General features: G+C 47.7%; 23 protein-coding genes and 1 pseudogene. 8 read left to right on the top strand and 16 right to left on the bottom strand.

The genetic code is table 11. From position 1 onward, the window contains the following. Positions 1-21: 21 nt before the first annotated feature. From SYN6312_RS10415 to SYN6312_RS10405, 3 genes are read left to right on the top strand one after another with little or no spacing between them, the layout of a single operon-like run. The gene (locus SYN6312_RS10415; protein ID WP_015124836.1) at positions 22-1,059 is read left to right on the top strand and encodes a hypothetical protein; all 1,038 of its coding nucleotides are present in this window, start codon (positions 22-24) and stop codon (positions 1,057-1,059) included. Then, the gene (locus SYN6312_RS10410; RefSeq protein WP_015124835.1) at positions 1,056-2,369 is read left to right on the top strand and encodes a DNA cytosine methyltransferase; all 1,314 of its coding nucleotides are present in this window, start codon (positions 1,056-1,058) and stop codon (positions 2,367-2,369) included. Before SYN6312_RS10415 ends, SYN6312_RS10410 begins: the two co-directional genes overlap by 4 nt. Positions 2,370-2,413: 44 nt before the next feature. After that, positions 2,414-3,550 carry a glycosyltransferase family 4 protein gene (locus tag SYN6312_RS10405; RefSeq protein ID WP_015124834.1) on the top strand — a complete coding sequence of 379 codons (1,137 nt, stop codon included), beginning with the start codon at positions 2,414-2,416 and terminating at the stop codon, positions 3,548-3,550. Between the two features lie 26 nt (positions 3,551-3,576). On the opposite strand, the gene SYN6312_RS10400 is transcribed toward SYN6312_RS10405, so the two are convergent. The 4 genes from SYN6312_RS10400 to SYN6312_RS10385 all read right to left on the bottom strand — a co-directional run bounded on the left by SYN6312_RS10400 (position 3,577) and on the right by SYN6312_RS10385 (position 7,014). Then, entirely contained in the window at positions 3,577-4,677 is a 1,101-nt protein-coding gene (locus tag SYN6312_RS10400; RefSeq protein WP_015124833.1) for an ABC transporter ATP-binding protein, read from the bottom strand. A 130-nt stretch (positions 4,678-4,807) separates the two neighbouring features. Next, on the bottom strand, positions 4,808-5,872 hold the full coding sequence (locus SYN6312_RS10395) for an HMA2 domain-containing protein (RefSeq protein WP_015124832.1): 1,065 nt from the start codon (positions 5,870-5,872) through the stop codon (positions 4,808-4,810). 74 nt (positions 5,873-5,946) lie between these two features. Further along, on the bottom strand, positions 5,947-6,693 hold the full coding sequence (locus SYN6312_RS10390; protein WP_015124831.1) for a PolC-type DNA polymerase III: 747 nt from the start codon (positions 6,691-6,693) through the stop codon (positions 5,947-5,949). 15 nt (positions 6,694-6,708) lie between these two features. Beyond that, complete coding sequence (locus tag SYN6312_RS10385; RefSeq protein WP_015124830.1) at positions 6,709-7,014, bottom strand: DUF3593 domain-containing protein; 306 nt, start codon at positions 7,012-7,014, stop codon at positions 6,709-6,711. Between SYN6312_RS10385 and SYN6312_RS10380 the strand changes: the two genes are divergently transcribed. After that, complete coding sequence (locus SYN6312_RS10380; protein WP_015124829.1) at positions 7,013-8,026, top strand: ABC transporter permease; 1,014 nt, start codon at positions 7,013-7,015, stop codon at positions 8,024-8,026. The two genes, SYN6312_RS10385 and SYN6312_RS10380, sit on opposite strands and share 2 nt — an antisense overlap. A gap of 10 nt (positions 8,027-8,036) precedes the next feature. Here SYN6312_RS10380 and SYN6312_RS10375 read toward each other — a convergent pair whose 3' ends face one another. After that, positions 8,037-8,582, bottom strand: a complete 546-nt coding sequence (locus SYN6312_RS10375) for a methyltransferase domain-containing protein (protein ID WP_015124828.1) — start codon at positions 8,580-8,582, stop codon at positions 8,037-8,039. A 26-nt stretch (positions 8,583-8,608) separates the two neighbouring features. Continuing rightward, a pseudogene (locus SYN6312_RS10370) lies at positions 8,609-9,188 on the bottom strand (Uma2 family endonuclease). Positions 9,189-9,358: 170 nt separating this feature from the next. Between SYN6312_RS10370 and SYN6312_RS10365 the strand changes: the two are divergent. Beyond that, entirely contained in the window at positions 9,359-11,821 is a 2,463-nt protein-coding gene (locus SYN6312_RS10365; RefSeq protein WP_015124827.1) for an MASE1 domain-containing protein, read from the top strand. A gap of 105 nt (positions 11,822-11,926) precedes the next feature. Beyond that, the gene (locus tag SYN6312_RS10360) at positions 11,927-13,318 is read left to right on the top strand and encodes a diguanylate cyclase domain-containing protein (RefSeq protein ID WP_041430820.1); all 1,392 of its coding nucleotides are present in this window, start codon (positions 11,927-11,929) and stop codon (positions 13,316-13,318) included. 16 nt (positions 13,319-13,334) lie between these two features. Here the strand turns inward: SYN6312_RS10360 and rplY are convergent, their stop codons facing one another. The 4 genes from rplY to SYN6312_RS10340 all read right to left on the bottom strand — a co-directional run bounded on the left by rplY (position 13,335) and on the right by SYN6312_RS10340 (position 16,344). Beyond that, positions 13,335-13,628 carry a 50S ribosomal protein L25 gene (rplY, locus tag SYN6312_RS10355; protein ID WP_015124825.1) on the bottom strand — a complete coding sequence of 98 codons (294 nt, stop codon included), beginning with the start codon at positions 13,626-13,628 and terminating at the stop codon, positions 13,335-13,337. 74 nt (positions 13,629-13,702) lie between these two features. Then, complete coding sequence (locus tag SYN6312_RS10350) at positions 13,703-15,049, bottom strand: adenylosuccinate synthase (RefSeq protein ID WP_015124824.1); 1,347 nt, start codon at positions 15,047-15,049, stop codon at positions 13,703-13,705. A gap of 172 nt (positions 15,050-15,221) precedes the next feature. Continuing rightward, complete coding sequence (locus SYN6312_RS10345) at positions 15,222-15,932, bottom strand: hypothetical protein (protein ID WP_015124823.1); 711 nt, start codon at positions 15,930-15,932, stop codon at positions 15,222-15,224. Positions 15,933-15,957: 25 nt separating this feature from the next. Further along, a complete protein-coding gene (locus SYN6312_RS10340) occupies positions 15,958-16,344 on the bottom strand; it encodes a universal stress protein (protein WP_015124822.1) in 387 nt (128 codons plus the stop codon). A gap of 184 nt (positions 16,345-16,528) precedes the next feature. On the opposite strand from SYN6312_RS10340, the gene pgk reads away from it, so the two are divergent. Next, positions 16,529-17,731, top strand: a complete 1,203-nt coding sequence (pgk, locus tag SYN6312_RS10335; protein WP_015124821.1) for a phosphoglycerate kinase — start codon at positions 16,529-16,531, stop codon at positions 17,729-17,731. 53 nt (positions 17,732-17,784) lie between these two features. Here the strand turns inward: pgk and SYN6312_RS10330 are convergent, their stop codons facing one another. The 6 genes from SYN6312_RS10330 to SYN6312_RS20830 form a co-directional block, all read right to left on the bottom strand. Then, entirely contained in the window at positions 17,785-18,291 is a 507-nt protein-coding gene (locus SYN6312_RS10330) for a hypothetical protein (RefSeq protein ID WP_156804779.1), read from the bottom strand. Positions 18,292-18,431: 140 nt separating this feature from the next. Beyond that, positions 18,432-19,046 (bottom strand): hypothetical protein, encoded by a 615-nt coding sequence (locus SYN6312_RS10325; protein WP_015124819.1) that lies wholly within the window; start codon positions 19,044-19,046, stop codon positions 18,432-18,434. Positions 19,047-19,158: 112 nt separating this feature from the next. Beyond that, positions 19,159-20,553, bottom strand: a complete 1,395-nt coding sequence (locus SYN6312_RS10320) for an FHA domain-containing protein (RefSeq protein ID WP_015124818.1) — start codon at positions 20,551-20,553, stop codon at positions 19,159-19,161. 186 nt (positions 20,554-20,739) lie between these two features. Then, the gene (locus SYN6312_RS10315) at positions 20,740-21,432 is read right to left on the bottom strand and encodes an FHA domain-containing protein (protein ID WP_015124816.1); all 693 of its coding nucleotides are present in this window, start codon (positions 21,430-21,432) and stop codon (positions 20,740-20,742) included. 157 nt (positions 21,433-21,589) lie between these two features. After that, positions 21,590-22,321, bottom strand: a complete 732-nt coding sequence (pgl, locus tag SYN6312_RS10310; RefSeq protein WP_015124815.1) for a 6-phosphogluconolactonase — start codon at positions 22,319-22,321, stop codon at positions 21,590-21,592. A 178-nt stretch (positions 22,322-22,499) separates the two neighbouring features. Beyond that, complete coding sequence (locus tag SYN6312_RS20830; RefSeq protein WP_015124814.1) at positions 22,500-23,540, bottom strand: septal ring lytic transglycosylase RlpA family protein; 1,041 nt, start codon at positions 23,538-23,540, stop codon at positions 22,500-22,502. 920 nt (positions 23,541-24,460) lie between these two features. On the opposite strand from SYN6312_RS20830, the gene purM reads away from it, so the two are divergent. Then, positions 24,461-25,483 (top strand): phosphoribosylformylglycinamidine cyclo-ligase, encoded by a 1,023-nt coding sequence (gene purM, locus SYN6312_RS10300; RefSeq protein ID WP_015124813.1) that lies wholly within the window; start codon positions 24,461-24,463, stop codon positions 25,481-25,483. The last annotated feature ends 12 nt before the right edge of the window (positions 25,484-25,495 follow it).

Raw genomic sequence — 25,495 nt, 5'->3', positions numbered from 1 at the left:
CTAAAGTTGCCTAGCCTTAAGATGAGTAATTTCCAGCGAGATATTACTGCACTAGAGGCACAGGCAAGCAAGTGGTGGCCAGAAAATTTGGCGAATCGAGATGCAGAAGTTAGCGTACTGCCAAAATTGCTCAAAACCCAGGATGATTTTATCGCTTTGCTACAACTGAGTAGAAAAAATCCTAGACAAATCTTCCGTCTCACCCAATATGTAGGTTGTCCCGCAAATTTACTGATTAAGCATCTTGCTGTTATTTCAAACTATGGCGGTGAGGCAATTCAAAGACTCGGAAGGAACTTCACAGAGGTTTTTGAAAGACGCAGCAAGTCAGATCGAGCAATGATGAACTTTACTTGGCAGGATAAACCATGTCGCTACGTTTTCAAGGCCTCGTCCCATACAGGTTTAAAAAACACAACACTTCACATTGATGGTAATGGACTTCTCATTCCCAAACCATTTGATGACTTAAAGCGTGACACGACAATGATCCTGCTTTATGCGGGATTGTCAGATTCTGCGGATCAAGCTGGGCTAGAGGTCTGTAATCTCGGTTCCATGCTGGGAGATAGAACAGCGTTAGAAAGATTTATCAAAGAAAGATATATTATCGTCAGCCGAATTACAGGTGGAGCAACGGCAAATTCACTTGGTCAACTAGCTCAAAAATATCTCGAGGAATACCTAATTCAAAAGTTAGGTAGTCAATATTCAGTCGAAGTCAACAAAAAGCTTAAGCTCTCATCATCTACATCAATCCCCTTCGATATATTAATTTCTAAAAATACTAATAAACAAAATAGTAAATCTATTGGTATTGAAATTAGCTTCCAGGTCACAACCAATAGCACTATTGAAAGAAAAGCATCACTAGCGGAAACTAGGAAAAAGCTTATGAGTTCTAGTGGTCACCGGATCGCTTATGTCATTGATGGTGCTGGAAACTTTCAACGATCCTCTGCAATTATCAAAATCTGTCAGAACAGTGATTGTACTGTTGCGTATTCAGATGTTGAGTTTGATATTCTGATTAATTTTATCCAACAAGAGCTACTATGATACGGTTTATTGATCTCTTTGCTGGTATCGGTGGAATGCGGTTAGGGCTTGAGCAAGCTTGTCAGCAACTTGGTCTGGAATCAAAATGTGTTCTGAGTTCAGAAATTGATCGGAAAGCAAAAGAGACTTATGCTCTCAATTTCAATGAAGTGCCTCAAGGTGATATTCGACAGGTCTCTGAAATTCCAAAGTTTGACTTTATGCTCGCAGGCTTTCCGTGCCAACCATTCTCTCATGCTGGAAAACAAAAGGGGTTTGGAGATACTCGAGGAACTCTTTTTTTTGAAATAGAACGCATCCTTGAACAGTGTCAGCCTAAAGGATTTCTGCTTGAAAATGTGCGCGGATTAACTACTCATGATCGTGGAAGAACTTTTCAAACCATTCTTCATTCATTAGAAAAGCTAGGGTACAAAACTAATTATCTTCTTCTAAACAGTAGTAATTTTAGCTTAGCTCAAAATAGAGTCCGTATCTATATTATTGGACTTCTTCATCAATATCCTATCTTGACAATTCAGTCGGATCGTGGAGCTATTGATTCCCATTCATTTAAGCAACATATCGTTCAGCCAAGCTTGTTTGATGAAAGCCTATCCGTAATAAAAGTAAAAGATATCCTCGAGACACAGGTTTCTGAGAATTATTATGTTTCCAGGAACTTTGAGCAACAATTGTTGAAAGCAGTGGGTTACAAAATTGAGAAACTGTATGGAGTTCGACTCATTGACTTCCGAGGAGGAAATTCGATTCACTCCTGGGACTTAGGGTTGAAGGGTAAATGTACTCAAGATGAGCGAGATTTCATGAATGCACTAATATCAAACCGCCGCTTAAAAGCCTTTGGAAAACATCAAGATGGAAAAAGTTTAACTCTTGATCAAATTCAAACATTTTTTAATCATGATCATCTTTATGATTTAGTTCAGTCACTCATTGAAAAGGGATACCTCAAGGAACATAATGGAAAATTCAATCCTATTTGTGGAAATATGTCTTTTGAGATATTTAAAATATTGGATCCTGATAGTATTTCAATTACCTTAACCTCTTCTGACGCTAGTCGCATTGGAGTAATTCATCAAGATCGGATTAGAAGAATTACCCCCCGTGAATGTGCAAGACTGCAAGGATTTCCCGAGACATTTGCAATTCATCATGAGGATCATGCCGCTTATAAGCAACTTGGAAATGCTGTTAGTGTTCCTGTAGTCAAGGCAATTATTAAAGATTTATTTGATAATGAGAATAATAGAGCGATTTTAATGGAATCAAATAAATTCAGTAAATTTGATTATCTAGCAAGTTAGAAATTGTTCGTTTAAATGTTAAAGTCTAGCTAGTTTAGAAGTTTATGCACTTTCTTTTTTTTGCTCGGATTGCCGATATTTTCTCCCCCCTAACCCTGCAGACCAAGAGCTTAGGCGGTACGGAAAGTTGCGTCTATTACCTGGCTCAGGCCCTGGCCAAATTGGGGCATCAAGTCACGGTGATTAACAACTGTCGGTCAGAGGCAGGGATTTATGATGGTGTGCTCTATCGGGACTACCATCCCCGTTGGGGCTTGTGGGAAACCATCGACTACGCCCGGAAGCATCCCGTTGATTATTTGATCATTGTTCGTGATTTTGCTGGCCCAATATTTCCGATTCCGGCCAAGCAAGTCCTCTTTTGGGCCCATGATGACTTTTCAGCTTTGGGTATCTATCCCGAGCAGGCCAATAGCTGGAAAAAAATAGCGGGAAAATTAATCCTCCGGTTGTTAGGGCTATTATTTCGCCGGATTGATCGGGTAATAGCCGTTTCCCACTGGCAAGCTGAACCGTTTATTCAGGGAATGAGACTCGCACCCGAAAAAATTTTAGTCTCTCCCAATGGCATTGATCTGGACTTGTTTGATGTCGAAAACTGGTCAAAATACCCCTGGCGGATTATCTATTCTTCCCGACCAGAACGGGGCCTGGAGGTACTGGTGAGCCAAATTTTTCCCAAGGTTAAACAGGCCTGCCCCGAAGCTGAACTCCATATTTTTAGCTATGTAGATTTAGCCGATTACCAACATTGGCAAGGAAACGGGATTATTTTCCGGGGCCAGGCCAGTAAAGCCCAACTCGCCCAAGAACTGATGCAAGCTGCCCTTTGGGTCTTACCCCAACTTCCCCATGAACCCTCTCCCCAGGCCATGTATTCATTCAATGCCGAAACTTTTTGTATCGGAGCCGCTGAGAGCCAATGTGCCATGACGGTACCGATTTCTTCCTATCGTGGGGCTTTACCCGAAACAACCATCCCCGGAAAAACGAGTATTTTGGTGGACTGGGACTATCCAATCACAGCGAAATTTATGGATGACTTTGCCCAGGCCATCATTGATCTCCTTAAAAATCCCGACAAACGCGCAAAAATGGCCCAGGCCGGGCGGACTTATGCCTTGGAACGTTTCGACTGGAACCGGATTGCCAGAAACGTTTTAGCAAACCTCCAAACTTAATCGGGATTACAACTGAATTGGGATTATCAGGAGGGGCTAGGAAAAAATCGTCCGGCCTGGGGTTGGGTTTTGACAATCACATGGGTACCGACAGGGAGGGGGTGGGGCGTGACAGAGCGAGCATGAAGTTCACGACCAGAGGCCGTCTGTAGGCAATACCGATACTCCCGACCTAAAAACTGGCGGGTACGAATCACAATATCCGATTGGGCCACAGGTTCCAGAATCAGTTCCTCCTCCCGTAGCATTAGCTCCCCAGGCCCATGACCCGCCTCTTCTGGGGTTGTAAATTGTCCAACTTCAGTCTGGCAACTAGAACCTTCGGCCTGGGCTGGGAGGAAGTTGGCCTGGGTGACAAATCCGGCCACAAAGCGGGAGGCGGGCTGGAGGTAGATGTCTTCAGGTGTCCCCCATTGCTCCAACTTACCCTGCTGCATGACTGCCACCACATCAGAAATTCCGAGAGCTTCTTCTTGATCATGGGTGACAAAAATGGCCGTCGTTCCCGCCACCTTGAGAATCTGCCGGAGTTCTTCCCGGAGTTGGATACGGACAAGGGCATCCAGATTGCTAAGGGGTTCATCTAGCAAAATTAAAGTCGGCTCAGGGGCCAAAGCTCTAGCTAACGCGACTCGTTGCTGCTGCCCACCAGAGAGTTGATGGGGATACCGCTGGGCCATACCCTCCAGGCCCACTAAGGCCAGACTAGATGCTACCTTAGCTCGGATAATTCCCGATTTCAAACGCTGTTGTTGCAAGCCAAAAGCAATATTTTCAAAAACGGTTAAATGGGGAAAGAGGGCAAAATCCTGAAAAACCATCCCTAAGGAGCGCTGTTCGGGTGGGAGCCCCCCTTTGGCGGTGGCAATTCGGTGCTGATTCAGGTAAATTTCCCCCTGGTCAATGGTCTCAAACCCAGCAATCAGTCGCAATAGAGTTGTTTTTCCGCAGCCAGAAGGGCCGAGTAAACTTAAAATGTGCCCCGATTGTAATTCGAGGGAAATACTTTCGACTGCGGGGCGGGCCTGGGGTTGATATCTTTTGGTCACTGCCGCAAGGCGCAAAATTGGTTGCCTAGTGCTTGGAGAACTGGGATGAGACGGGGCCTGGAGATCAGATGTCAGCATGGAGCAGTCAAAAAAGGGAGATAAGAATAATTCTCATTAGTATAATCTAACCATACCACCGCCCCAATGTCTCTACTCTAGTCATGCCTCCGGTTAAATTTCTCCGGGAAGTTGGGAGATAATCCTTGGCTCAACTGAGGTTGTGGATATAGTTGCCCAAGGTTGCTTCTAGTTCATTCATGGAATATTTCTTGATGTCATACTCAATCACAATGCTACAGGCCTGGAGATTGACCCGCACATCTTTAACACCTTCCAAAGAAAAGAAGAACGATTCAAAGTGAACCCCATAGACCATGTTATTCTTCAAAACTGGAAATTTAAGCCGCAGCCGTCCCGGAATATGATGGGCCACTTGCAAATCAATATAGCCAAAGAGTTGGGCAAAAGTCAGATGATGTCTGGCCCGCCGCCGCTTAGAAACAGATACCGAAAAGCCCTCTTTTTCTTCCAGATAATTTACTAAGTCCACTAAATAGTTCTGCACCCGTACCAAACGCCGCCGCCCCGTAAAATCTGCGGTGGGTTGAGCCTTATCTATGGCATGGAGGGCATCGCGAATATTCAGGTAGAGGGCCGAGCGTTCATTCCGTTGATTCTTAATTTGTTCCTCAAAATCATAAAGAGAAATGGACTCAAAACTGGGAAACTGGGATTCGACTTGAGGTAAGTGGGTATTTAGATGGGCAGCGTTACCAGCATGGGCGTAGGCAATCGCAGTGGGCTTAACAAAGGTCAGACCGAGGGCTTTTTGTTCGGGGTATGAGAAGTAAAAGGCATCTTCTTCGGCTTCGCTAGCGTGGGTAATGTCGGAAAACATCTCTGAGACTTGGCGGGTGAGTTCAATGAGTTTTTCGTCACTGGTATAGGGGCCATAGCGATAGATCGTGAACGACCAACCAAAATAAATCACGATGGTATAGACAATTTCTAGGGCCGCTGCCGAAAACCCAGCATAGCCTTGACGTGTTTCTTCGCCGGGGAGTTTGTGGTAATTGCCGCTGAGGTAGTTATAGAGAGCATCTTGAAGTTCCTCTGCCGCAAGGATAAAGGGATTGACATAGAGGGCAGCATTGCGATCTCGTTTTGCTTCTTCTTCCTTATCCTGTTGCTGTCGCCAGGTGAGAACTGTCCAGGCCGCGGTACAAACCCCTGAAAGGATCGAAGCAATTAAACCAAGTTGTATCGGATCCATCTATCGCATCGCTTAACGGCTACCCCCATATCCTAATTGACGCGCAGGCGTTCCTCGTTTCCTCTGCCAGGCCCCTAACAGATGCGTTCAACACTATGGCGCTGGAAGAGAATCTCGCCGCGGCGGGTGCATTTGTTAACGATATGGGGATGCATGAGTTCTCCTAAGGCAGTTGTGACATCAGTGCCTAACAGTTGAGCAGCCTCTTCAAGGGTGAGCCATTCTTGCCCCAGTTTTTCTAGGATTGGCCCATCGGGGGTTTGTTCTAAGCGGTTAACTAACTCTAGGGTTAAGTACCAACAGGCCAGGGTGTCTGCTTCGGCGCGATGAGAGGTATCTACAGGAAAATCAAAATGGCGGACGAGATCGGGTAAACGGCGGGATTTCAGGTGGGAGAGTAAAATCCGGGAGAGCTTGACGGTACAAAATTGGGCCTCTAAGGGGCGGCTAAAGGGGATATTTAGTTTTTCATACTCTGACTGGATAAAACCATAGTCAAAAGGCAAGTTGTGGGCAGTGAAAATTCCGGTTTCTAACAGGGGTAAAAATTCAGGCCAGGCCTGGGCGGGTGGGGGGGCATCGGTGACGAGATCTGGGGTAATTCCTGTAAAGCGTTGAATATCTTTCGGAATTGGGATCGGTGGTTTGATCAGTTGCGTTCTGTGTTTGGCAATCCCGGCCTGGGGGCATCCCTGGAGAACAGAAATTTCAATCACCCAATTATGGTCGGGTTGACTCCCCGTTGTTTCCACATCTACAACGGTTAAATCACTAGTTCCCAGGTGTCGATATATGGCCAGAATGTCTTGGGAGTGGAGCATCAAAAGAATCTCTGCTTAAGACTTCGGTGGATCAGCGGGAGTCGGAACCGCGCGCAGGGCCTGGCGAAATCCGAGGACAACGAAAATATTGGCTACGGTCAAAAAAGCTTCTGCGGCCCCATGCAACCAATCCACATTCGCTAAGGAGGTATGATAAACCCGTAAGGCATAGAGTCCGGCTGGAATTGTGACGGCAACAAAGACTAACGTGCCATAAAATCCCATTAACGCGAGCCGGGGCATGGTTGGGGTTTTGGTTAAAAAATAGAGAAAGCCAAGAAAGGGAAACAATGACAAGGCAAATAGGGTATTAACATCCATGGGATGGGTCAGGCTCGTTAAACAATTTTTGAGACAGGAAACCACGCTTTATATTATCCAACGCTTGGCCCAGGCCCTGCTGACCTTATTTTTAGCCTCTGCCCTCAGTTTTGCCATTATTCAGCTAGCCCCTGGCACTTATCTGGATACTCTCAAGGCAAATCCCCGCATTTCCCCGGAACGGTTAGCAGAGTTGGAGCAACAGTTTGGCCTAAATCGCTCGGCCGCGGAACAATATTTTCACTGGCTCTGGCAGATTATTTCCCAAGGGAATTTTGGCACGAGTTTTATTTATCAACGGTCGGTTGCGTCTTTGTTATGGGATCGGGTTCCGGCCACCTTGCTCTTAGCGTTTAGTTCTATTCTGGTGACGTGGGGGATTGGGATTCCCTTGGGGATTGTGGCGGCGGTGAATCAAAATCGGTGGGCAGACCGGGTCTTGCAGGTGGTAAGTTATCTGGCCCAAGGGTTTCCCAGTTTTGTTGCCGCATTATTGTTATTATTCTTAGCTCAGAGTATGCCCTTGTTTCCTGTCGGGAATATGACCAGTATTGATTATGCGGACTTCACAGGCCTTGGCAAGGTGCTAGATATTGGCTGGCATTTGATTTTACCGACTTTAGCGTTGAGTATTACCAGCTTTGCCGGGTTACAACGGTTAATGCGGGGCAATTTACTGGATGTCTTGCGACAAAACTATATCCAAACGGCCCGGGCCAAAGGCTTGCCCGAACATCGAGTCATCTATGTTCATGCCCTCCGCAATGCAATCAATCCTTTAATTACGTTGTTAGGGTTTGAATTTGCCGGATTACTCAGTGGGGCTTTTATTGCCGAATACTTTTTTAACTGGCCAGGCCTGGGGCGATTAATTTTACAAGCAGTTCAGGTACAAGATTTATATCTCGTCATGGCCAGCTTAATGATCGGAGCCGTGATGTTGATCCTCGGAAACTTATTGGCGGATTTATTACTAAAGTTTGTCGATCCTCGGATTCAACTTGACCAGTAAAATTAATAGTTTAGCTCTTGGTTGCAATGACGTTTAAGCTAATCAGCGTATCCAAAATTCTTAATCCACTACAGTCATTAAATAAATCAAAGGTTGATACTTGTTCAATCTCAGTAAAGCCAGCTTCGTTTAAGTACATCGCAAGAATGTCAAAGTCAAATCCGACTTTATGAATATCATATTCATTAATCTGACCACCAAACATAATTCGCATCAAATGAAAGCGTTCTAGAGGCAAAAGGTTTGGATTCGTGTATAACCAGCATAATGTTTTTAAATCTGGTACGCTGATGTATAGCTTTCCATTTTCCTCTAAAACACGATACCACTCACTCAAAACCGTACTCAGTTCATTATTGATGCCATAGTAAAAATGCTCTAAAACATGACTGGAATAAATACAATTGATGGAATGATCTGGAAATTGGCTCAACTTGGTTGCATCACCGATAAAGTCAACTTCTGGGCGTGACTCAATATCAAGTATTTTCCAATCCGGGTGAGCCTCTTTCCCTCCAATATGTAATCGCAGCGGTTGCCCTAATTCAACATTCATCAGCACATTTCCAGAATTAATCAACCTTAGACTACCCAAATCGGTTCTAAATTCATCATAAATCCAAGTAGAACAGCTTCTCCACTTAAGGTTTGAGGATTTTCCAGAATTTCCACTGCTTGCCCAGGCCAGTAAATGTGAACAGTTCTGGTGTCTGGGATAATTAACCAACCTAAACGCAACCCGTTCTCCAGATATTCCTGCATTTTGGCCTGGAGTAGCCTTAACTCATCAGAATCTGACCTTAACTCCACAACAAAGTCCCGGCATAAGGGAATAAACTGACGGCGCTGTTCTGGAGATAACGATTTGCCAACGAACCAAAGACAGTCAACTTAAATCCGGCGAACGGCGGGCCCCATTGGGTAAAACGAACCCCGTAGATGAATCAAACGCCTTGCCTAACTGAGTTTTGCGGTTCCAGTCCCAAAGTTGGCCAATTAATTCCGGATTGCGCACTCCTGTTTCTCCCCCAGTTGGTGCCATAATCATCAACTCTCCCGTGGCAGACATCTCAAGGCGTAGGTCTCGGTTGGCCTGGGCGAGTTCTGCAAATTCCCCATTGCTGAATATGAAACCCTTGGGTAAGTTGAGTATCGTGGTCATCCCTGCTCTCCAGGCCTGTCTACCTTCCTAACCTCTTTATCTTAATTCTCCAGGCTCCGAGTCAGCCCTAGCTAGAACTTAGGTACAGACATTTAAATGCTCTCTCTAGTGCTATAAAACAAGTAATCAAGTCCTAGCCCGAGATATCCATCACTAGTCGCATAAAGAATATGTCAGCCCCCCACATTGTTGACCGGACTCAACCTTGGCTCAAATCCCTGGGACTGGAATTAGACCGGCCCCGCTGGTGGCTAGAGATTGCCGTGATCTCCCTTCTCTATACTGGTGCCTGCTGGCTTGTGCTCAAAAGACTTCCGATTCTGGATGCAATCAATGGTTCTCCCTTCTGGCCTGGGGCAGGGATTACGGTGGGGGGCTTACTGACCTGGGGGCGATCACGGTGGTTGGGAGTCACGCTCGGAGCTTTGCTGGTTAATTGGGGGGTTAAGGCCGATCCGCTCGGGAGCGCGCTCATCGGTACAATGGGCATCACCTTGGGCGTACTGCTAACCGTGACTATTCTGCGACAATTGCTTGGCACCAACGAACCTTGGCGAACTGTACGGAATGTCGTTATTTTTACGATTTGCGCCTTATTTACCGGGACACTCATTCAATCTCTAACCGGAGTTGGCTTAGTGTTTGCCTCTGGAGTCATCGCCGTTCATAATGCCCCCCAATTTTTTGCCAACTGGTGGATTGGGGATAGTATTGGAGTTCTCGTGATTGCGCCGGTTTTTTATACGTGGCTTTCTAAGAAATCCCAGGCCTGGCCTGCTCTCAACCCCTCGACGCGCATGGGCAACCTCAACGAACTAGGGATGATCCTGATCTGTGAGGGCCTGATTCTTTACCTTGCCTTTGGTCTGGGACAGCCGCTTGAGTATTTACTATTTCCGCCCTTGATTTGGTGTTCGTTTCGCTTCCCGGCTAGAGTAACCACCTTACTTGTTGCCCTGACTGCCACTGTTGCTGCTGTCTCCACCACCTATAAGCTGGGAACCTTTTATCGGCTTTTTGAGGAAAGTCAATCCCTGTTACTGTTGCAGTTATTTATTGGCGTGATGGCGGTGACAGTTTTAGTGGTGCTGGGTGTCGTGGCTGAAAATCATCAAGCGGAATGGCGACTCAGTCAACTCAATGAGGAATTAGAACAACGGGTTTTAGATCGCACCGATGCCCTCCAGACCAGTGAAGCCAACGCCAAAAATCTCGCTGCTAAAGCCGAAGCAGCCAACCAGGCCAAAAGTGCCTTTATTGCCAACATGAGTCATGAACTACGATCCCCCCTAAATGCAGTTTTAGGCTTTTCCCAACTGATGTTACGGAGCAAAGAACTCTCACCATCCCAATATGAAAATGTCGGAATCATCTATCGGAGTGGCGATTATTTACTCACATTAATCAATAATATTCTTGACCTCTCTAAACTCGAAGCCAACAAAGCCACCTTTAACCCCCAAAACTTTGACCTGATTCGCCTACTCAATGATCTTGAAGATATGTTGCACTTGCGCGCGACGAATGCTGGCCTGGACTTGGTTTTTTCACGGAGTCCGGATCTCGTCCGCTATGTCCAAACCGATGAAATGAAGTTGCGGCAAGTCTTGATTAACCTCCTCAGCAATGGGATCAAATTCACCCCCGCTGGCCGCGTCTGGCTCCAGTCCAAGAGTGAACCAACCCCTGACCCGAAAACTTGGCAACTGGAAATTACGGTTGGAGATACTGGTGTGGGCATTAGTCCTGAGGAATTGAGCCAACTCTTTGAACCCTTTACCCAAGGTCAAGCCGGCCGGGAAAAACAAGAAGGAACAGGCCTGGGACTCAGTATTAGCCGCAAATTTGTCCAACTGATGGGGGGCGATATTCAGGTCAAAAGTCAAATCGGACTCGGGACACAGTTTCATCTGCAAATACCCGTCAAACTCGGGCAAGGCACCATTCGGGATAGTGCTGAAGGCAAAAAACAGGTCAAAGCCCTAGCTCCCGGCCAGGCCCGGTATCGCATCCTCGTTGTTGATGACCAAGAAGTCAACCGCAAGCTATTGATTAAACTGCTTGAGCCTTTAGGGTTTGCGATGAAAGAAGCTGTCAATGGCCAAGAAGCCGTAGCCATTTGGGATGTCTGGGAACCCCATCTGATTTGGATGGATATGCGGATGCCGGTCATGGATGGCTATGAAGCAACTAAGCAGATCAAAGCCACTACCAAAGGTCATGCAACTGCGGTCATTGCTCTCACAGCCAGTGTCCTAGAGGAAGAACAGGCAATTATCCTCTCGGCCGGTTGTGATGACTTTTTGCGGAAACCCTTTGCCGAACACACCATCTTTGATGCCCTGACCAAACATCTGGGAGTGACCTATATCTACGAAGACTCCACTCCCTCCCTCTCCCTGTCCCCCGATCAAGCCCTCACCACAGAGCAACTCTCAGGACTAGCTTCAGAATGGTTGTCCCAGGTCTATACCGCCGCCCTTGAGGCCGATAATCAATCTATCCTGTCATTCATTGAGGAACTTCCCCCCCACTATCTGCATCTTCAAGCTCCCTTAAGCGTGATGGCCCGGCAATTTCAGTTTGAAACCCTGATTGATCTGATTGAACCTTTGCTGCCCTCTCCCAGCTAATCCCAGTGAACATCTAAACTAAAATTGTCAGTCTATATCTGTCAACACAAACCCAGCCCTAAATTTACAATGACTCTTGCTTATCCTCCCCTTGGGGCCAGCCCGATGAATTCTCCAACTGACCAGACATCCGAGAGCAAAGGGAATGTTTTATTAGTGGACGATATTCCTGAGAATCTGCAACTCCTGAGTGATTTACTCGTGAAATTAGGTTACACCGTCCGGAGTGTAACCAGTGGCAAAATGGCCCTAAAAACGATGCGAGTTAAACAGCCGGACATTATTCTCCTTGATATTAAAATGCCTGAGATGGATGGCTATCAAGTTTGCCAGGCCCTAAAAGCAGATGAAGACTTAAAGCATATTCCAGTTATTTTCATTAGTGCCTTAGATGATGTCTTTGATAAGGTAAAAGCCTTTAATGTGGGTGGTATAGACTACATCACAAAGCCCTTCCAAGTCGAAGAAGTCGTGGCTCGGATTGAAGGCCCCTTAACGATTCAACGGCAACAAAAACAATTACAAGAAGAAATTAAAAAACGACAAGAAGCCGAAGAAGTTCTTTATCAATCCCGCTCCTTATTGGCCAGTGTTTTGAACTGCTCTTTGGATGGAATTGCGGCCATGCAAGCGGTGCGCGATCCGGCCACTGGGGACATTGGTGATTTTCGCTGTTTAGTCGTCAATCCCGTCATTGCCCGGATTCTCAACCGTGATCGCAATGAATTAGTCGGTAAAATGGGTTTTCGGAAATTCCTGACACATTTTGATCCGAATCTGTTTACGAAACTCGTTCATGTTGTCGAAACCGGGGCGGCCCTCTCGGAAGATATTTTTGTTTCCTCCCAATCCCAGGCCTGGTATCACTTATCGGCAGTGAAGTTGGGGGATGGCTTTGCCGTAACCTTACGAGATATTACCCATCGCAAACAAACCGAAGTTGCTTTACAAGATGCTAATCAAAAACTCGAACAACTAGCCAACCTAGATGGCCTGACCCAAGTGGCAAATCGGCGCTGTTTTGATCAACGGTTGCAACTGGAATGGCATCGCTCCCAACGGGAAGAAGAACCCCTGGCCGTAATTATGTTGGATATAGATTCCTTCAAGGCCTATAACGACTTTTATGACCACTTAGCCGGAGATGAATGTCTGATTGGGATCACCCAGGCCTTGGAACGAATTCTCAAACGCCCGACTGATCTCCTCGCTCGCTTTGGTGGGGAAGAGTTTATTATCCTTTTGCCTAATACAAATGAAATTGGCGCTATTAAACTTAGTCAAGAAATCCAGACTTTAGTGGACTCCCTCGCCATTCCCCATCATCAAACGATTGTGCAGGGCAAAGCAACCATCACCGTGAGCTTGGGCATCGCCAGCTTTATTCCCGACCCAGATTATCTCCCCGAAACCCTAGTTGCCCTTGCAGATCAGGCCCTCTACCAGGCCAAGGAACAGGGCCGTAACTGCTACGTGGTTGCACTGCCCCCAGCCTAAAGTATAAAAAGCTAGCCTAGGCCTGAACCCAAAAACTCAGATGATAGAGGGTATTTTTGGCTGGGTGGGCCTGGATTTCTTGGAGAACGGCTTGCCCCGCCCAGGAAATTTCGGGAATCGTCACATCCACAACCGCTTTCTGCCCCCGCGCATCCCGGACTAAAAACTCGGCCAGCTTAGTTTTAATCATCAGGGGCAAAGACTCGTTGCCATTGTGGCCATAGAGAACCGCAGGGGTTAATCCCGATTGGCGAAGGGCATTGGGTTTACTGTCGGCAGGGCGAACTTGACATTCAATAGCTAGGGACATGGTAGAACTCCTAAAAACAGACATGAAAAATGAAAGACCAAGGGCAATCAAGTGATTGCAACTCAAACACAGGCTTAGCTCAAAGGCGGTGGTGGGCCATTACTGCCATCTCCGTAAAGTAAGGCGCGCTTGGGCCCATGAATGGGGTCTTCGACAATAATGGTTTGGCTGCGTTCGGCTCCAACAGAAATAATCGCAATTGGCACAGACATCAACTCGGCCAAAACTTTTAAGTAATTCAGAGCCGCCGGGGGCAGTTCCGCTAAACTCCGACAATGACTGGTGGATTGCTGCCAGCCGGGGAGAGTTTCATAAATGGGCTGACATTGGGCAAAGTGATGGGCATTACTGGGAAAATCGGCGCACCGCGACCCCGCCACCTCATAGGCAACACAGACCTTAATCTCTGGCAAGTCATCCAAGACATCGAGTTTTGTAATCGCCAAACAGTCCAGGCCATTGATCCGTACCGCATAGCGACCAATCACGGCATCAAACCAGCCACACCGCCGCGCCCGTCCCGTTGTTGTCCCAAATTCTGCCCCCCGATCTCCGAGCAATTTACCGGTGTCATCTAGGAGTTCGGTCGGAAATGGCCCTTCCCCCACTCGCGTCGTATAGGCTTTGGCAACACCAATCACCCGATCAATAATGGTTGGCCCGACACCAGCCCCGACACAGGCCCCACCCGCTACCGGATTAGAAGATGTCACATATGGGTAGGTGCCATGATCTAAATCTAAGAGAGTCCCCTGTGCGCCTTCAAAGAGAATATTTCGCTTATGGGAAACCGCATCATAAATTCGCAGTGAGCCATCCACCACATGGGGTTGCAAGCGTTGGGCATAGCCGAGATATTCATTGACAATGGCTTTGGCATCGAGGGGCGGTAATCCATAGAATTTTTCCAAGAGCACATTCTTAGACTCCACAGCCCACTGCACCTTGGCTTCGAGGTTGGCAGCATCGAGTAAATCCAACACCCTTAAGCCCGTCCGCTCCGATTTATCCGCATAGGTAGGGCCAATTCCACGGCCTGTGGTGCCAATTTTGTGAGTCCCGCGCCGTTCTTCCGAGGCCTGGTCAATCAGCCGGTGGTAGGGCATGGTTACGTGGGCCGTCTCGGCAATGTGCAGATTAGCGGTACTAACGCCGGCCTGCTCCAGTTGATCCAATTCCTGAATCAATAACTGCGGATCAATAACTGTTCCCGTGCCAATAATACATTCGGTTTCTGGATAGAGGATGCCCGATGGAATCAGGTGTAGCTTGAGGGTCTGATCATTGACAACCACCGTATGGCCAGCATTGACCCCTCCTTGATAGCGCACCACCACATCCGCCGAACGACTCAGCAGATCCGTGATTTTACCTTTGCCTTCATCGCCCCACTGAGCGCCGACTACAACTACGTTTGCCAAGGGTTTACCCCAGGATTGATATGCACACAAACCCCTATTATAGGCCTAGAGTCACCTTAAGAAAACAGCTTTCATTAACAGTGCTAGAGGAATTCTGAGGCAATACCATCCCTGAGTTTGCTCCACTTGGACTCCGCTACTACACGCAACTTGGTCAAGGTATGGCTAGAGTTTAACTAGGTTGGCTGGCCATGAGATCCATATTCTTAATATCCGATGGTGCATATCTTGATGCTCTGATCAAAGAGATATACACAACTGCCAGAGTGAGTCTTTGCCAATTCGGTTGATTGATGGTCACAAACACGCCTGCCAGTAAAGCTAGCCAACCAACCGGGCCGAGAACAAGGGCAATGATTTGGCTCATGCCGATATAGACAGCAAAAGGCAGAGTAATACCCAAAGCACTGGTTAAACCGCCTAAAACTGAACTGGCAAGAACATAGACCCCAAAGCCACTCATCTTAGCTAGAGTCATCACCCCACCAGTTAGCAAGAGTCCCTCTAAGTGCAAGTCATGGTGAGTCTGATCAATTTGGCGCAGGAGTTCTTGTTGTTGCTCTGGAGGTAGAGTAATGAGCATTTCCTGAAACAGCTTACAGACAATCGCCGTCTCAATTTCTGCTGTTGCTAAGTCTTCCCAAGTTCGACCGCCCAATAATCCTAGCCAGTCAATTTGGAGGTGATCGGCAACATCGGTAACAATTTGCTTCCAGTCAGGATCAGCAAAAAATTGCCCAATCGTGCCATAGCGCAGATAGCGAATGTGATCACAAAGTAGGCCTGGGGAAGAACCAAAACCGGCATCAATGAGTTCGGCCAGATTTTGACGATGCTCCTCACTAGAATCATCAAGAATTCGATAGACCTCATCCATCCCCATTGCATCAAGTCCTCACGATTAAAGTTTATGGAACAACTAAGACTGGACAAGGGGCAAGATTTATCACTCGGTTACTGACGCTTTCATTGGCTCCTTCTTGGGTTAAACCAATCCCCCGGCAACCCATGACAATTAAATCGGCATTCAACTCATCAGCAACATCACAAATCGTAAAGGCGGGGATGCCCTGTCGTTGGAGGACTTGTGTCGTTAAACCTTGGTTGGTAAAGCCCTGTTTTAATTGCGCTAAGAAACTATCAATGGCCTGGGTGATTTCCGAGTCGGGTTCCCCTTCTTGAACCGCAAGCAACCATAACTGTCCTTGGCAAAACTGAGCCAGTTGAATCAGGGTTTCGGCCGCATCTTGAGTATCACGACTCCGATCAACGGGAAATAAAATCCGCTTAAACATTGTCTTCGATCTCCTTTAGATTAGGTGGCAGGGTACGCACTTCGGTAAAATTGGTTACGGCAAATGGGCCAGATTTGGGATTAAGCCCTACTACCATTGTCTTACTTTCGATACCCTCCCAGGCCTGGGGTCAGGTCACATTGAAACACTTGCACACGCAACGCAGATTTAGGAGTCAATTACCGTGTCAAAAAAAACATTAGCAGATTTAACCGCCGCTGACTTAGACGGGAAACGGGTATTAGTTCGGGCGGATTTTAATGTCCCCCTCGATGGCACGGGCGCAATCACAGACGATACACGGATTCGGGCCGCACTTCCGACCATCCAAAATCTGACTAGCAAAGGCGCAAAAGTTATTCTCGTCAGTCACTTTGGCCGGCCAAAAGGCGTAGATGACAAACTCCGGCTCAATCCGGTGGCCACCCGCTTAGGTGAACTTCTTGGGCAAGCCGTAAGCAAGCTGGATAATTGCATTGGGGATGTGGTTACAGCCCACTGCCAGGCCATGACTCCCGGTTCTGTCACCCTACTCGAAAATGTCCGGTTCTACCCAGAAGAAGAAAAAAATGATCCGGCTTTTGCGGAGAAGTTAGCCTCTGTGGCGGAAGTCTATGTCAACGATGCCTTTGGAACGGCGCACCGGGCCCATGCTTCTACGGCGGGTGTCACCCAATATCTGAGTCCCTGCGTTACAGGCCTGTTGATGGAGAAAGAACTGGAATACCTCCAAAACGCGATTGAAAATCCCCGCCGGCCCTTGGCTGCGATTGTCGGGGGGTCGAAAGTGTCCTCCAAAATTGGCGTGATTGAAACCCTCCTGGATAAAGTGGACATTCTTATTCTGGGTGGGGGGATGATTTTTACCTTCTTCCAGGCCCAGGGCTTGAGTGTCGGTAAATCCTTAGTGGAAGCTGACAAGTTAGAACTGGCCACTGCCCTAGAAGCCAAAGCCAAAGCACGGGGGGTGAAATTACTCTTGCCGACCGATGTGGTTGTGGCCGATGCCTTTGCCGCCGATGCCAATGCCCATACTGTCCCTGTTAATAGCATTCCCGATGGTTGGATGGGTTTAGATATTGGCCCCGACAGCATTGCCACCTTCCAAGCCGCTCTCAAAGATTGCAAAACCGTGATCTGGAATGGCCCAATGGGAGTGTTTGAGTTTGATAAGTTTGCCGTGGGAACTGAGGCCATTGCCCGGACATTAGCGGAACTGACCCACACGGGAGTTTGTACCATCATTGGCGGAGGGGATTCTGTCGCAGCCGTGGAAAAAGTCGGGGTTGCTGACCAAATGAGTCATATCTCAACCGGGGGCGGGGCCAGCTTAGAGCTTCTGGAAGGGAAAGTTCTCCCTGGTGTAGCCGCTTTAGATGATGCTTAATCCTCTCTGATTGATGCGACTCCTAAGTTCAGTTTTTGGGCTGGTGAAGACTCTCAACCGTTAGCTCTGGCCCAAACTGATATTTTGTCCTCCTCATGGCCCTCGCTTCTGTTGCGGAACTGCTCCAGGTTTTTTTGAATAAATGTTTTGGCAGTTTGGCGGTTGGTTTGCCCCTCAAAGGTTCCCAGGCCCCAGGCCGATTGGGGAGATTGCCACAGTTGGGCATGGGTGACAGCGGGTTGGGCCAAAAAGTGATTGCGTTTTCCCCAGGCCTGGCCACAAACATCTGTAATCCAATCATGGCTAACCGTTACAAGTGGGAAATTGCCCCATAAGGGTACTCCCCAAGCATCAATCACCACTACCCCACCGACAATTCCACCCAGTTTTTGCCAGAGTTGTGCCGCCCCCAGGCCCCCAACCACCCCAGCACTATAGGCGACCATTATTAAGGGTTGAGTTGGATCACACCCGGCCTGGTAAAACTCAAGAACAGCGGCTGGAGAATAAACAGGTTTTGATGCCGGAAAACAGCGCACCTCGCTCGTCTCTAGGTTCATTCCGATCAAAAATTTACCCGTCCAGGTCGGCTCATGAAATCCCGGGCAAATCATCAACGGATTAGACATTGAGATAGCAACTGAAGATCAAAGTCAATTATTTGAGTTGTTTGGTTTAGTCGGTAGATTGTCAGTATTAACTAACTTGAGGACTTTAAAGAACCTAATAAACTTGGGTTGTGTTCACGACTAGAAAAAAGATGAGGTTGTGGTGAAGGAGGAGTAATATCTGAATTTGTCAAAAGTGAAGTACGGCGTTGGAAATTTTCATAACTACCAACACATGAATTTAAGCGATCTAGAATCCCATGGCGAACTTCTCGTGAAATAGAATACTTTCTGTCCTGATGCTTAAATTGAGCGATTTGGTCTAAAAATAATGTTGTTGCTCTATAAACCAATTTGAGATTAGCCAATGAGTTTGCATCAACAAGTTCAATTGCCAATAAACGAAATTGCTGACTGATAATTCTTGATTCTTCTTCTGTTAGCCCATGATCAGCATAGTAATAACTAATCAACTCTGCTACCCATTGGGCGTGTTTTGCTGCGTCTTGAATTTGATGTTGAGCTTTTTCGATGGGGGCCAACATCTTATCCATCAATAACTCTGCTGCCAAGTGATCCCGTAACTGAGAATCGGCAATAATTGACAGTTCCTTTATTTTTCGTTCATGGTGGCGGCGGGCTTCATCTTGAGCCTGGGTTAATATCTGACTAAACAGCGCAACACCAGAAAAAACCTGATCTAACATTTTTAAGCTGGCTCCTCAAGATAATTCGATAGTTCTTACCCTAGATGACGCTAAGCGAGGAAAAGTTTTAAATAGATTATCCATTAAAATATAAATTATTGAGCCACTTTTCTTAAATTAGGGTAATCAGTTGCTCAATGGCCTGGGTAGCGGAGCTAAATCGAGCTGCAGGGTTTGGGTCTGTCAAGGTATTAATCACATCGGCAATGGCTGGATTAAGTCGGGGAATATCCTCCGCATACAAGCGATACTCTTTAACTCCCCAGCGGAAATAGGCATCTGGCTCGTACCCCGTCAGCAAATAAACTAACGTTGCCCCCAGGCCATAGAGATCAGAGGCAGGTTGCACTTGTCCGGCCTGTTGTTCTGGGGGGAGATAGCCCATATTACTCATCATGGTTCCAGTTTCAGCCGTTGTCACCGCCACATGCCCCCACCCCACTAAAACCCATTCTCCGGCTACACTATCGGGGGCAGACCCAGGCCGGGGGAGTAATGCACTTATGAAGTTGCTGGGCTGAATGTGTTGATGGATAAGGGGGGGATGCTCACGGTGGTTGCGGTCTAGGAGTTCACAGATAGGGCGTAATCGTTGGCAGACTTCGGCCAATTCTAAAGCACCTTCCTCTTTAACCTTGACCTCTAGGTTTTGGCCATAGACCATTTCTGCCGATAAATAGGACTGACCATCCACCGCAAACGCTTCATAGAATTTGGGCAAACTGGGATGGTCAAGTTGACATAATTGCCGGGCCTGGTGGCGAAATGTTGAACGATTGGCCATATTGGCCTGGGAAGATAGAGCTTGCAAGACAACCGTTCGTCCAGCCCGCCAGGCCAAAAACCTCCCCTCTTCTGCCAATTCCCACACGACTTTATAGGGGCCGAGAGTCTTCTGCACCTGTAAGGGAGAGCCACAATCAGGACAAAACAAATCCGTATCTGTCTTATGGGGATGCTGACATTCACTTCCCTGGTACTCCCCCAAAAACTCTAGGGGCAAATCACCCGCTACATGGAATTTTCGGTCACTTTCCTCATCATCCTCTTCCCCCGTCTGGGACTGTCCTATGCCCTGAGGGCGGGTTTCAGCCTCGGTTTGGACTCCACCAATGGTCATCTTAGCTGGATCCACATATTGCTCAGGAATTGTTCCCCGCTCTGGCATTGTATCCATGCGGGCATTGGGTGGGGGTGGCTGGCTGGAAGCACCTATCCGAATTTGAATATTGGGGCCCGATCGGGCGAGGCGGAGGATGCCACCGTCATTTAGGGAGGCTTGCTGAACCCGTTTTCCATCTAAGTAGGTCCCATTTGTGCCCAGATTGACCACTTCCCAATGCAACCCACTCCGGCGGAGTTCCACATGGTGACGAGATACAACTGCGCTGTACAGTACCACATGATTATCTACGGCTCGGCCAATGCGAACGACAGACTCATGCTCGAATGTCCAGCTTTGTACGGGAGTGGCCTGGACGGGATGGAGAAGAGTAAGAGTGATCACGATATTAACCAGGGGGACATAGTGAAAAAACGTTAAAAATGGGACTCTGATGCAAGCCAGACAAGAGCTTAAAATACTTGCCTAGGGACAGCAAACTCAACCTCATTTCTAAGATTAAGCCATAGATCAGGGCATGGAGTGGGGCAAACATGATTGAGTGGCTAAAAAAACAGAAAAAAGACCGGCTTAAATCATGATTTGAAAGATAAACGTGACCAAATCTCCCTTGCCGAAGGCAATTCGATCCCCGTTCTTAAGGGAGTAACGATTCCCAGGGGGTAGGGGTTGATTATTCACATAGGTACCATTGGCACTACCCACATCTTCTAAGAGGATTGTTTCTCCATCTAAGCAGAGATCAGCATGAATCCGGGAGACAATTTCAGAATTGGGAAAACCAGACAGGTCAATATTGGGGGGAATGCGGTCGTTGGGCTTGCCGATGTGGATAACAGCCAGGCCGGTGGGAATGGGGACAGGAATTTTGGTTTGGATGTGGTAGAGCTGCGCTTTGATCTCAACCAAGGGGGTGGAAGGGACACTAAACACTGAGGGCGGGGGTGGAATTGGGGGCCGAGGTAAGGTAGAGACAGGGGTGAGGGGTTCTGGAGCGTTTAACTCGGGAATATCACTCAACTCGGGAATATCGGTGAAAGGAGGGGTGAGGGGAACTGATAAATCCGGTAAGGGGGGCATATCTGGGGGGGGAGCCATGATCTGACGCAGATTAAAGCCACACTGGCCACAAAAGCTGGCATCGGCCTGGACAGGAGCTTGGCAATTAGGACAAGTATTCATTTGGGGTAACGCCGAAAAGCAATTCTCACATTGCAGTGCATGGTCAGGGTTTGGGTGTTGGCAAGTAGGACAAATAATCATAGGAACATCGTAGCCCCAAACAAGTTTGGCCAATTAGCCCACCTCTAAACTATCCCGAAAGGTGACTCGGAATTGATCACTATGGACAGTTATCCGGCTATTTTATAGTGAATCATACAGAAATCAGGGAGAAATTTGCGAAAATTTGCGGCTAAGGTTATTCGTCACTCCAACCCAGGCCAGCCTCTTGATCCAACAACCAAATCAAGGTTTCATCCGGTTGAATGAGCCGGGCTGGATAGGCCTGTGGATCACCCGTTTCCGTTAAGACTTGTCCAAGGGCTGCTTGCTTGTTTGCTCCAGCCACCAGAAATAACACACAACGGGCCTGGTTAATGACTGGAACCGTCAGGGTTAAGCGGGGTTGTCCCTCTTTCTCTCCAACAGTGACAAATTGATCAGTCACATCGAGGGCGGGTGTATGGGGAAACAAAGACGCTGTGTGTCCATCCGGGCCCATCCCCAACAGAACCAGATCAAAGTCTGGCGTTGGTTTATCCAAGGACTGAAAGTACTCTAGAAGTTCTTGATGATACTGCGCTGCGGCCTGGTGAGGGTCAGGTAAAAAGGTCGGCATTGGATAAATCTGCGCGGCGGGAATCGGAATGTGATCTAACCAGGCCTGGCGGGCCATCCCTTCATTACTATCGGGGTGATCCGGGGGCACATAACGCTCATCGCCCCAAAAAACGTGAAACGCTGACCAGGGTAAGGACTCTTGAGATAGTCTTTCATAGAGGCTTTTGGGTGTGCTGCCTCCCGCTAGAACAATATTAAACCGACCCCTCGCCGCTAGGGCCAACTCCATTTGCTCAACGGTAATTTCGAGGGCCCGTTGGCTAAGGCTCTCCAAATCTGGCAAGACTTCAATCCGTTGTTCAGCAGGCATACACTTAACCAAGAATCAGCAACAGAGGTCTAGTCAACAATAGCCTATTCCCGGAGGGTCGGGATACTGAGTCAAACAGCCATAAAAAAACAGTGCCGAGGAAGACACCGTTAGAATTATTTTGACAGTAAATGATTAGTAGCGGAGATTTAGTCAGTAGTTGGCGGTGAGAAATCTTTTATTCCATGACTTCAATGCGGACTGAACCAACCCCACTACTGACCAGGCCAATCACTTCCGCCGCTCCTCGGGACAGATCAATCACTCGGCCCGGGGTAAAGGGGCCACGGTCATTAATTCGGACTAAGACCGAGCGACCATTGTTCAGGTTAGTGACCCGGACCATCGTGCCAAAGGGTAGGGTTTTGTGAGCCGCCGTCATGGCATATTGGTCAAACCGTTCACCACTGGAAGTTCTTGCCCCATGAAATCCTGGCCCATACCAAGAGGCCATCCCGGTAAAGAGGGAGCGCACGGCCCCAGAGTTGAAATTACTAGTTGCCACTCGAGTTTGGGTGGGGTAATTTCGTCCCTCTGCGGTGGTTAAAGCCGGGGCATTACCCAATTGTCGCCGGATCAGGTTGGTAATTTGGAGTGCATCCTTAGAGAGATTTTTGCCACCTTGAGGAAAGATAACGCTACTATTGACAGTGACGAGGGCATCCTGACGTGGATCTTGACCCGCATAAATGCGATAGCTGTTAATGTTCGGATTCCAGGCCAAGCGGATTGTTTTAGCATCAACACCACTGGTGTGAAGCTGGTTTAGGCGTTCAGCTAACTGATTGGCCTGGACAACTGCGGTTATTGGAGCCGCATTGCGAGCAATCCCGAGGTTTGCAGCTGAAGCAACTTGCACGCCACTGGGAGGAGAAGCCTGAGACCCCAAAAAGGTCATAGCCGGAATTCCCCGGAGATAGAGGGTGACAACTTCTCGGCCATTCAGGTCATGGATCAAGGTTGTAGCAATGGGGCGGATGGTCGTAGCTGTAGCGGCAGAGTTGTCAGAAGCTTGTGGCGCAGATTGACCCGAAATTGTAGCGGCGGTGGGGGCAGAGTCTGCAATGGAATTGGCTGCAGGTGTAACTGAGGCGGAAGCAAGAGATTGAGACGGTTGGGAGTCAGGAGAGCGTTCTGGGGTAGCCTCACTCCAAGGTAAGAAGCCCAAGATAGCGAGAACCGTAGTCGCCATCCCCAAAATAAGGTTTTTTTGATTCATACACTACGTCCGTTAAACATAGGCTTGTGGGTGAACACTGCTTTAGAGACCAGAGAGAAAGATTAGAACTGGTTTTGCAGATAACTCGAAGTTGAGCCGAGTTTGTCCTCAACAAGCGGGACTGTTTTAACGTACCACGAAGCCTTGGAGGGGCGGGATCGCTTGATCAGCGGAGTTTTATTTAATCTTAAAAAATTAAATTATGGGTATATTTCCCCAATCCCAGGCCCCAAAAAGTTTTTATCGGGCTGCAAAACTCTTAAGAATGATTAATATTATTTATCATTATCTGGAAATTTTTTTCAATTCCAAAATGAATCAGTGATCAAAATCACAAAAAGATGTCCTCGATTTCGAGATCGTAAAAATTCTTTCGATTCACCCCAAAAAATCTAAGGGGCTTTAGCTGACCTATCTCACTATATCTCTACAAGAAATTTTATAAAATTTGACCGTGATTAGGATAGGTAGGCAGAGGGAAGAAAATTGTATTTTATCTTTGAGCGAGCAATTTTAGAATCAACTATTGGAACATTGTGCTTCCCTTTACATTCCAAGCTACGCACCGGAGTGGAAAAGAGCCAGGGATATGTGCCAATTTATGTGCCGGTACATCGGATTTGCTCCATAGAATTATATGCTGCCAAATATTTTAGATATTAATTATTTTTGCTCAGGACTTATTGTTTTTTACCATTGGAATAAGATAAAGATTCACTTATATATACGTTCAGTTCTCGGTTTTGTTGGAGTTGAGCCAATGGAAATTCTCAGAAGCAGGCCCGATCTAAGACGTTGAAAACGCTCATCTAGGTTCCAGACCGCTGGGTGGCTACCCCCATATTTGCTCTGGTGATTGTGACGAATGCCTGGGCCCCGATATGATTGCTAACGCAATGACTCAGGACTAGAGAGACACTATGGACTATCGGGACGCAGGGGTAGATGTCCAGGCCGGGCGGGATTTTGTCCAACAGATTCGGGGCCTAGTGGCCAAGACCTTGCGACCTGAGGTTTTAGGAGGGCTGGGGGGCTTTGCTGGATATTTTGAGTTGCCCAGTGGCTATCAGCAGCCTGTTTTAGTCTCAGGAACCGATGGGGTCGGCACCAAGCTCAAAATTGCCCAGGCCATTGGCCAGCATCAAACCATTGGCATTGATTTAGTGGCGATGTGTGTTAACGATGTCCTCACTTGTGGGGCTAAACCTCTATTTTTTCTGGACTATTTGGCAACAGGGAAACTTGACCCCCAGGCCTTGGTGGATGTGGTGGCGGGAATAGCCTGTGCCTGTCAGGCGGTGGGCTGTGCCCTGTTGGGGGGGGAAACGGCAGAAATGCCCGGATTTTATCAACCAGGGGACTATGACCTGGCCGGCTTTTGTGTTGGGATTGTTGAAAAAGAACGGCTAATGGTAAAGGTCAACCTTGGAGATGTGGTCATAGGCCTGGCCAGTAGTGGCGTACATAGTAATGGCTTTAGTTTGGTACGGCGGATTATCGAAAGCAAGGGCTGGGCCTGGACAGAACAGATCCCCGCACTGGGTGAGCAGTCCTTGGGGGAAATTTTTCTAACCCCGACCCAACTCTACGTGGCTCCAGTTCAAGCGGCCCTCAACGCTGGCCTGGACATTCATGGGATGGCGCATATTACAGGGGGTGGCTTACCGGAAAATTTACCCCGCTGTCTCAGCCCTGGCCAAAGTATTGCCATTGAACCGGGGGCCTGGGAGGTGCCGAAATTGTTTGAGTGGTTACAGATTCAAGGATCAGTCAGTTCAGCGGCCATGTACGAGACCTTTAATATGGGGATTGGGTATTGCCTGATTGTGCCGAGGGAGCAAGCCTTAATCACCCAAGAGTTTTTCCAGGCCCAAGGTCTCAAAAATTATGTCATGGGTACGGTTATGCCTGGGGATGGTGAATTACTGGGATTACCTACTTAGGCTGAGGGAATA

Origin of the sequence: Synechococcus sp. PCC 6312 (assembly GCF_000316685.1) — a bacterium.
Taxonomy (GTDB): Bacteria; Cyanobacteriota; Cyanobacteriia; order Thermosynechococcales; family Thermosynechococcaceae; genus Pseudocalidococcus.
Note: the sequence above shows the minus strand (reverse complement) of the source record. Positions and strands in the feature narration are given on the sequence as shown.

Excerpts from the sequence above, each read along its gene's own strand:
- SYN6312_RS10410 (WP_015124835.1), top strand. The coding sequence starts at position 1,056 with ATGATACGGTTTATTGATCTCTTTGCTGGTATCGGTGGAATGCGGTTA.
- SYN6312_RS10375 (WP_015124828.1), bottom strand. The coding sequence starts at position 8,582 with ATGAATGTTGAATTAGGGCAACCGCTGCGATTACATATTGGAGGGAAA.
- purM (WP_015124813.1), top strand. The coding sequence starts at position 24,461 with ATGGACTATCGGGACGCAGGGGTAGATGTCCAGGCCGGGCGGGATTTT.
- rplY (WP_015124825.1), bottom strand. The coding sequence starts at position 13,628 with ATGTCCCTAGCTATTGAATGTCAAGTTCGCCCTGCCGACAGTAAACCC.
- SYN6312_RS10400 (WP_015124833.1), bottom strand. The coding sequence starts at position 4,677 with ATGCTGACATCTGATCTCCAGGCCCCGTCTCATCCCAGTTCTCCAAGC.
- SYN6312_RS10330 (WP_156804779.1), bottom strand. The coding sequence starts at position 18,291 with ATGAACCTAGAGACGAGCGAGGTGCGCTGTTTTCCGGCATCAAAACCT.
- SYN6312_RS10365 (WP_015124827.1), top strand. The coding sequence starts at position 9,359 with ATGTCAGCCCCCCACATTGTTGACCGGACTCAACCTTGGCTCAAATCC.
- SYN6312_RS10315 (WP_015124816.1), bottom strand. The coding sequence starts at position 21,432 with ATGATTATTTGTCCTACTTGCCAACACCCAAACCCTGACCATGCACTG.
- SYN6312_RS10405 (WP_015124834.1), top strand. The coding sequence starts at position 2,414 with ATGCACTTTCTTTTTTTTGCTCGGATTGCCGATATTTTCTCCCCCCTA.
- SYN6312_RS10325 (WP_015124819.1), bottom strand. The coding sequence starts at position 19,046 with ATGTTAGATCAGGTTTTTTCTGGTGTTGCGCTGTTTAGTCAGATATTA.
- SYN6312_RS10395 (WP_015124832.1), bottom strand. The coding sequence starts at position 5,872 with ATGGATCCGATACAACTTGGTTTAATTGCTTCGATCCTTTCAGGGGTT.
- SYN6312_RS10360 (WP_041430820.1), top strand. The coding sequence starts at position 11,927 with ATGAATTCTCCAACTGACCAGACATCCGAGAGCAAAGGGAATGTTTTA.
- SYN6312_RS20830 (WP_015124814.1), bottom strand. The coding sequence starts at position 23,540 with ATGAATCAAAAAAACCTTATTTTGGGGATGGCGACTACGGTTCTCGCT.
- SYN6312_RS10385 (WP_015124830.1), bottom strand. The coding sequence starts at position 7,014 with ATGGATGTTAATACCCTATTTGCCTTGTCATTGTTTCCCTTTCTTGGC.
- SYN6312_RS10380 (WP_015124829.1), top strand. The coding sequence starts at position 7,013 with ATGGGATGGGTCAGGCTCGTTAAACAATTTTTGAGACAGGAAACCACG.
- SYN6312_RS10415 (WP_015124836.1), top strand. The coding sequence starts at position 22 with ATGAGTAATTTCCAGCGAGATATTACTGCACTAGAGGCACAGGCAAGC.
- SYN6312_RS10345 (WP_015124823.1), bottom strand. The coding sequence starts at position 15,932 with ATGGGGATGGATGAGGTCTATCGAATTCTTGATGATTCTAGTGAGGAG.
- SYN6312_RS10340 (WP_015124822.1), bottom strand. The coding sequence starts at position 16,344 with ATGTTTAAGCGGATTTTATTTCCCGTTGATCGGAGTCGTGATACTCAA.
- SYN6312_RS10390 (WP_015124831.1), bottom strand. The coding sequence starts at position 6,693 with ATGCTCCACTCCCAAGACATTCTGGCCATATATCGACACCTGGGAACT.
- pgl (WP_015124815.1), bottom strand. The coding sequence starts at position 22,321 with ATGCCTGCTGAACAACGGATTGAAGTCTTGCCAGATTTGGAGAGCCTT.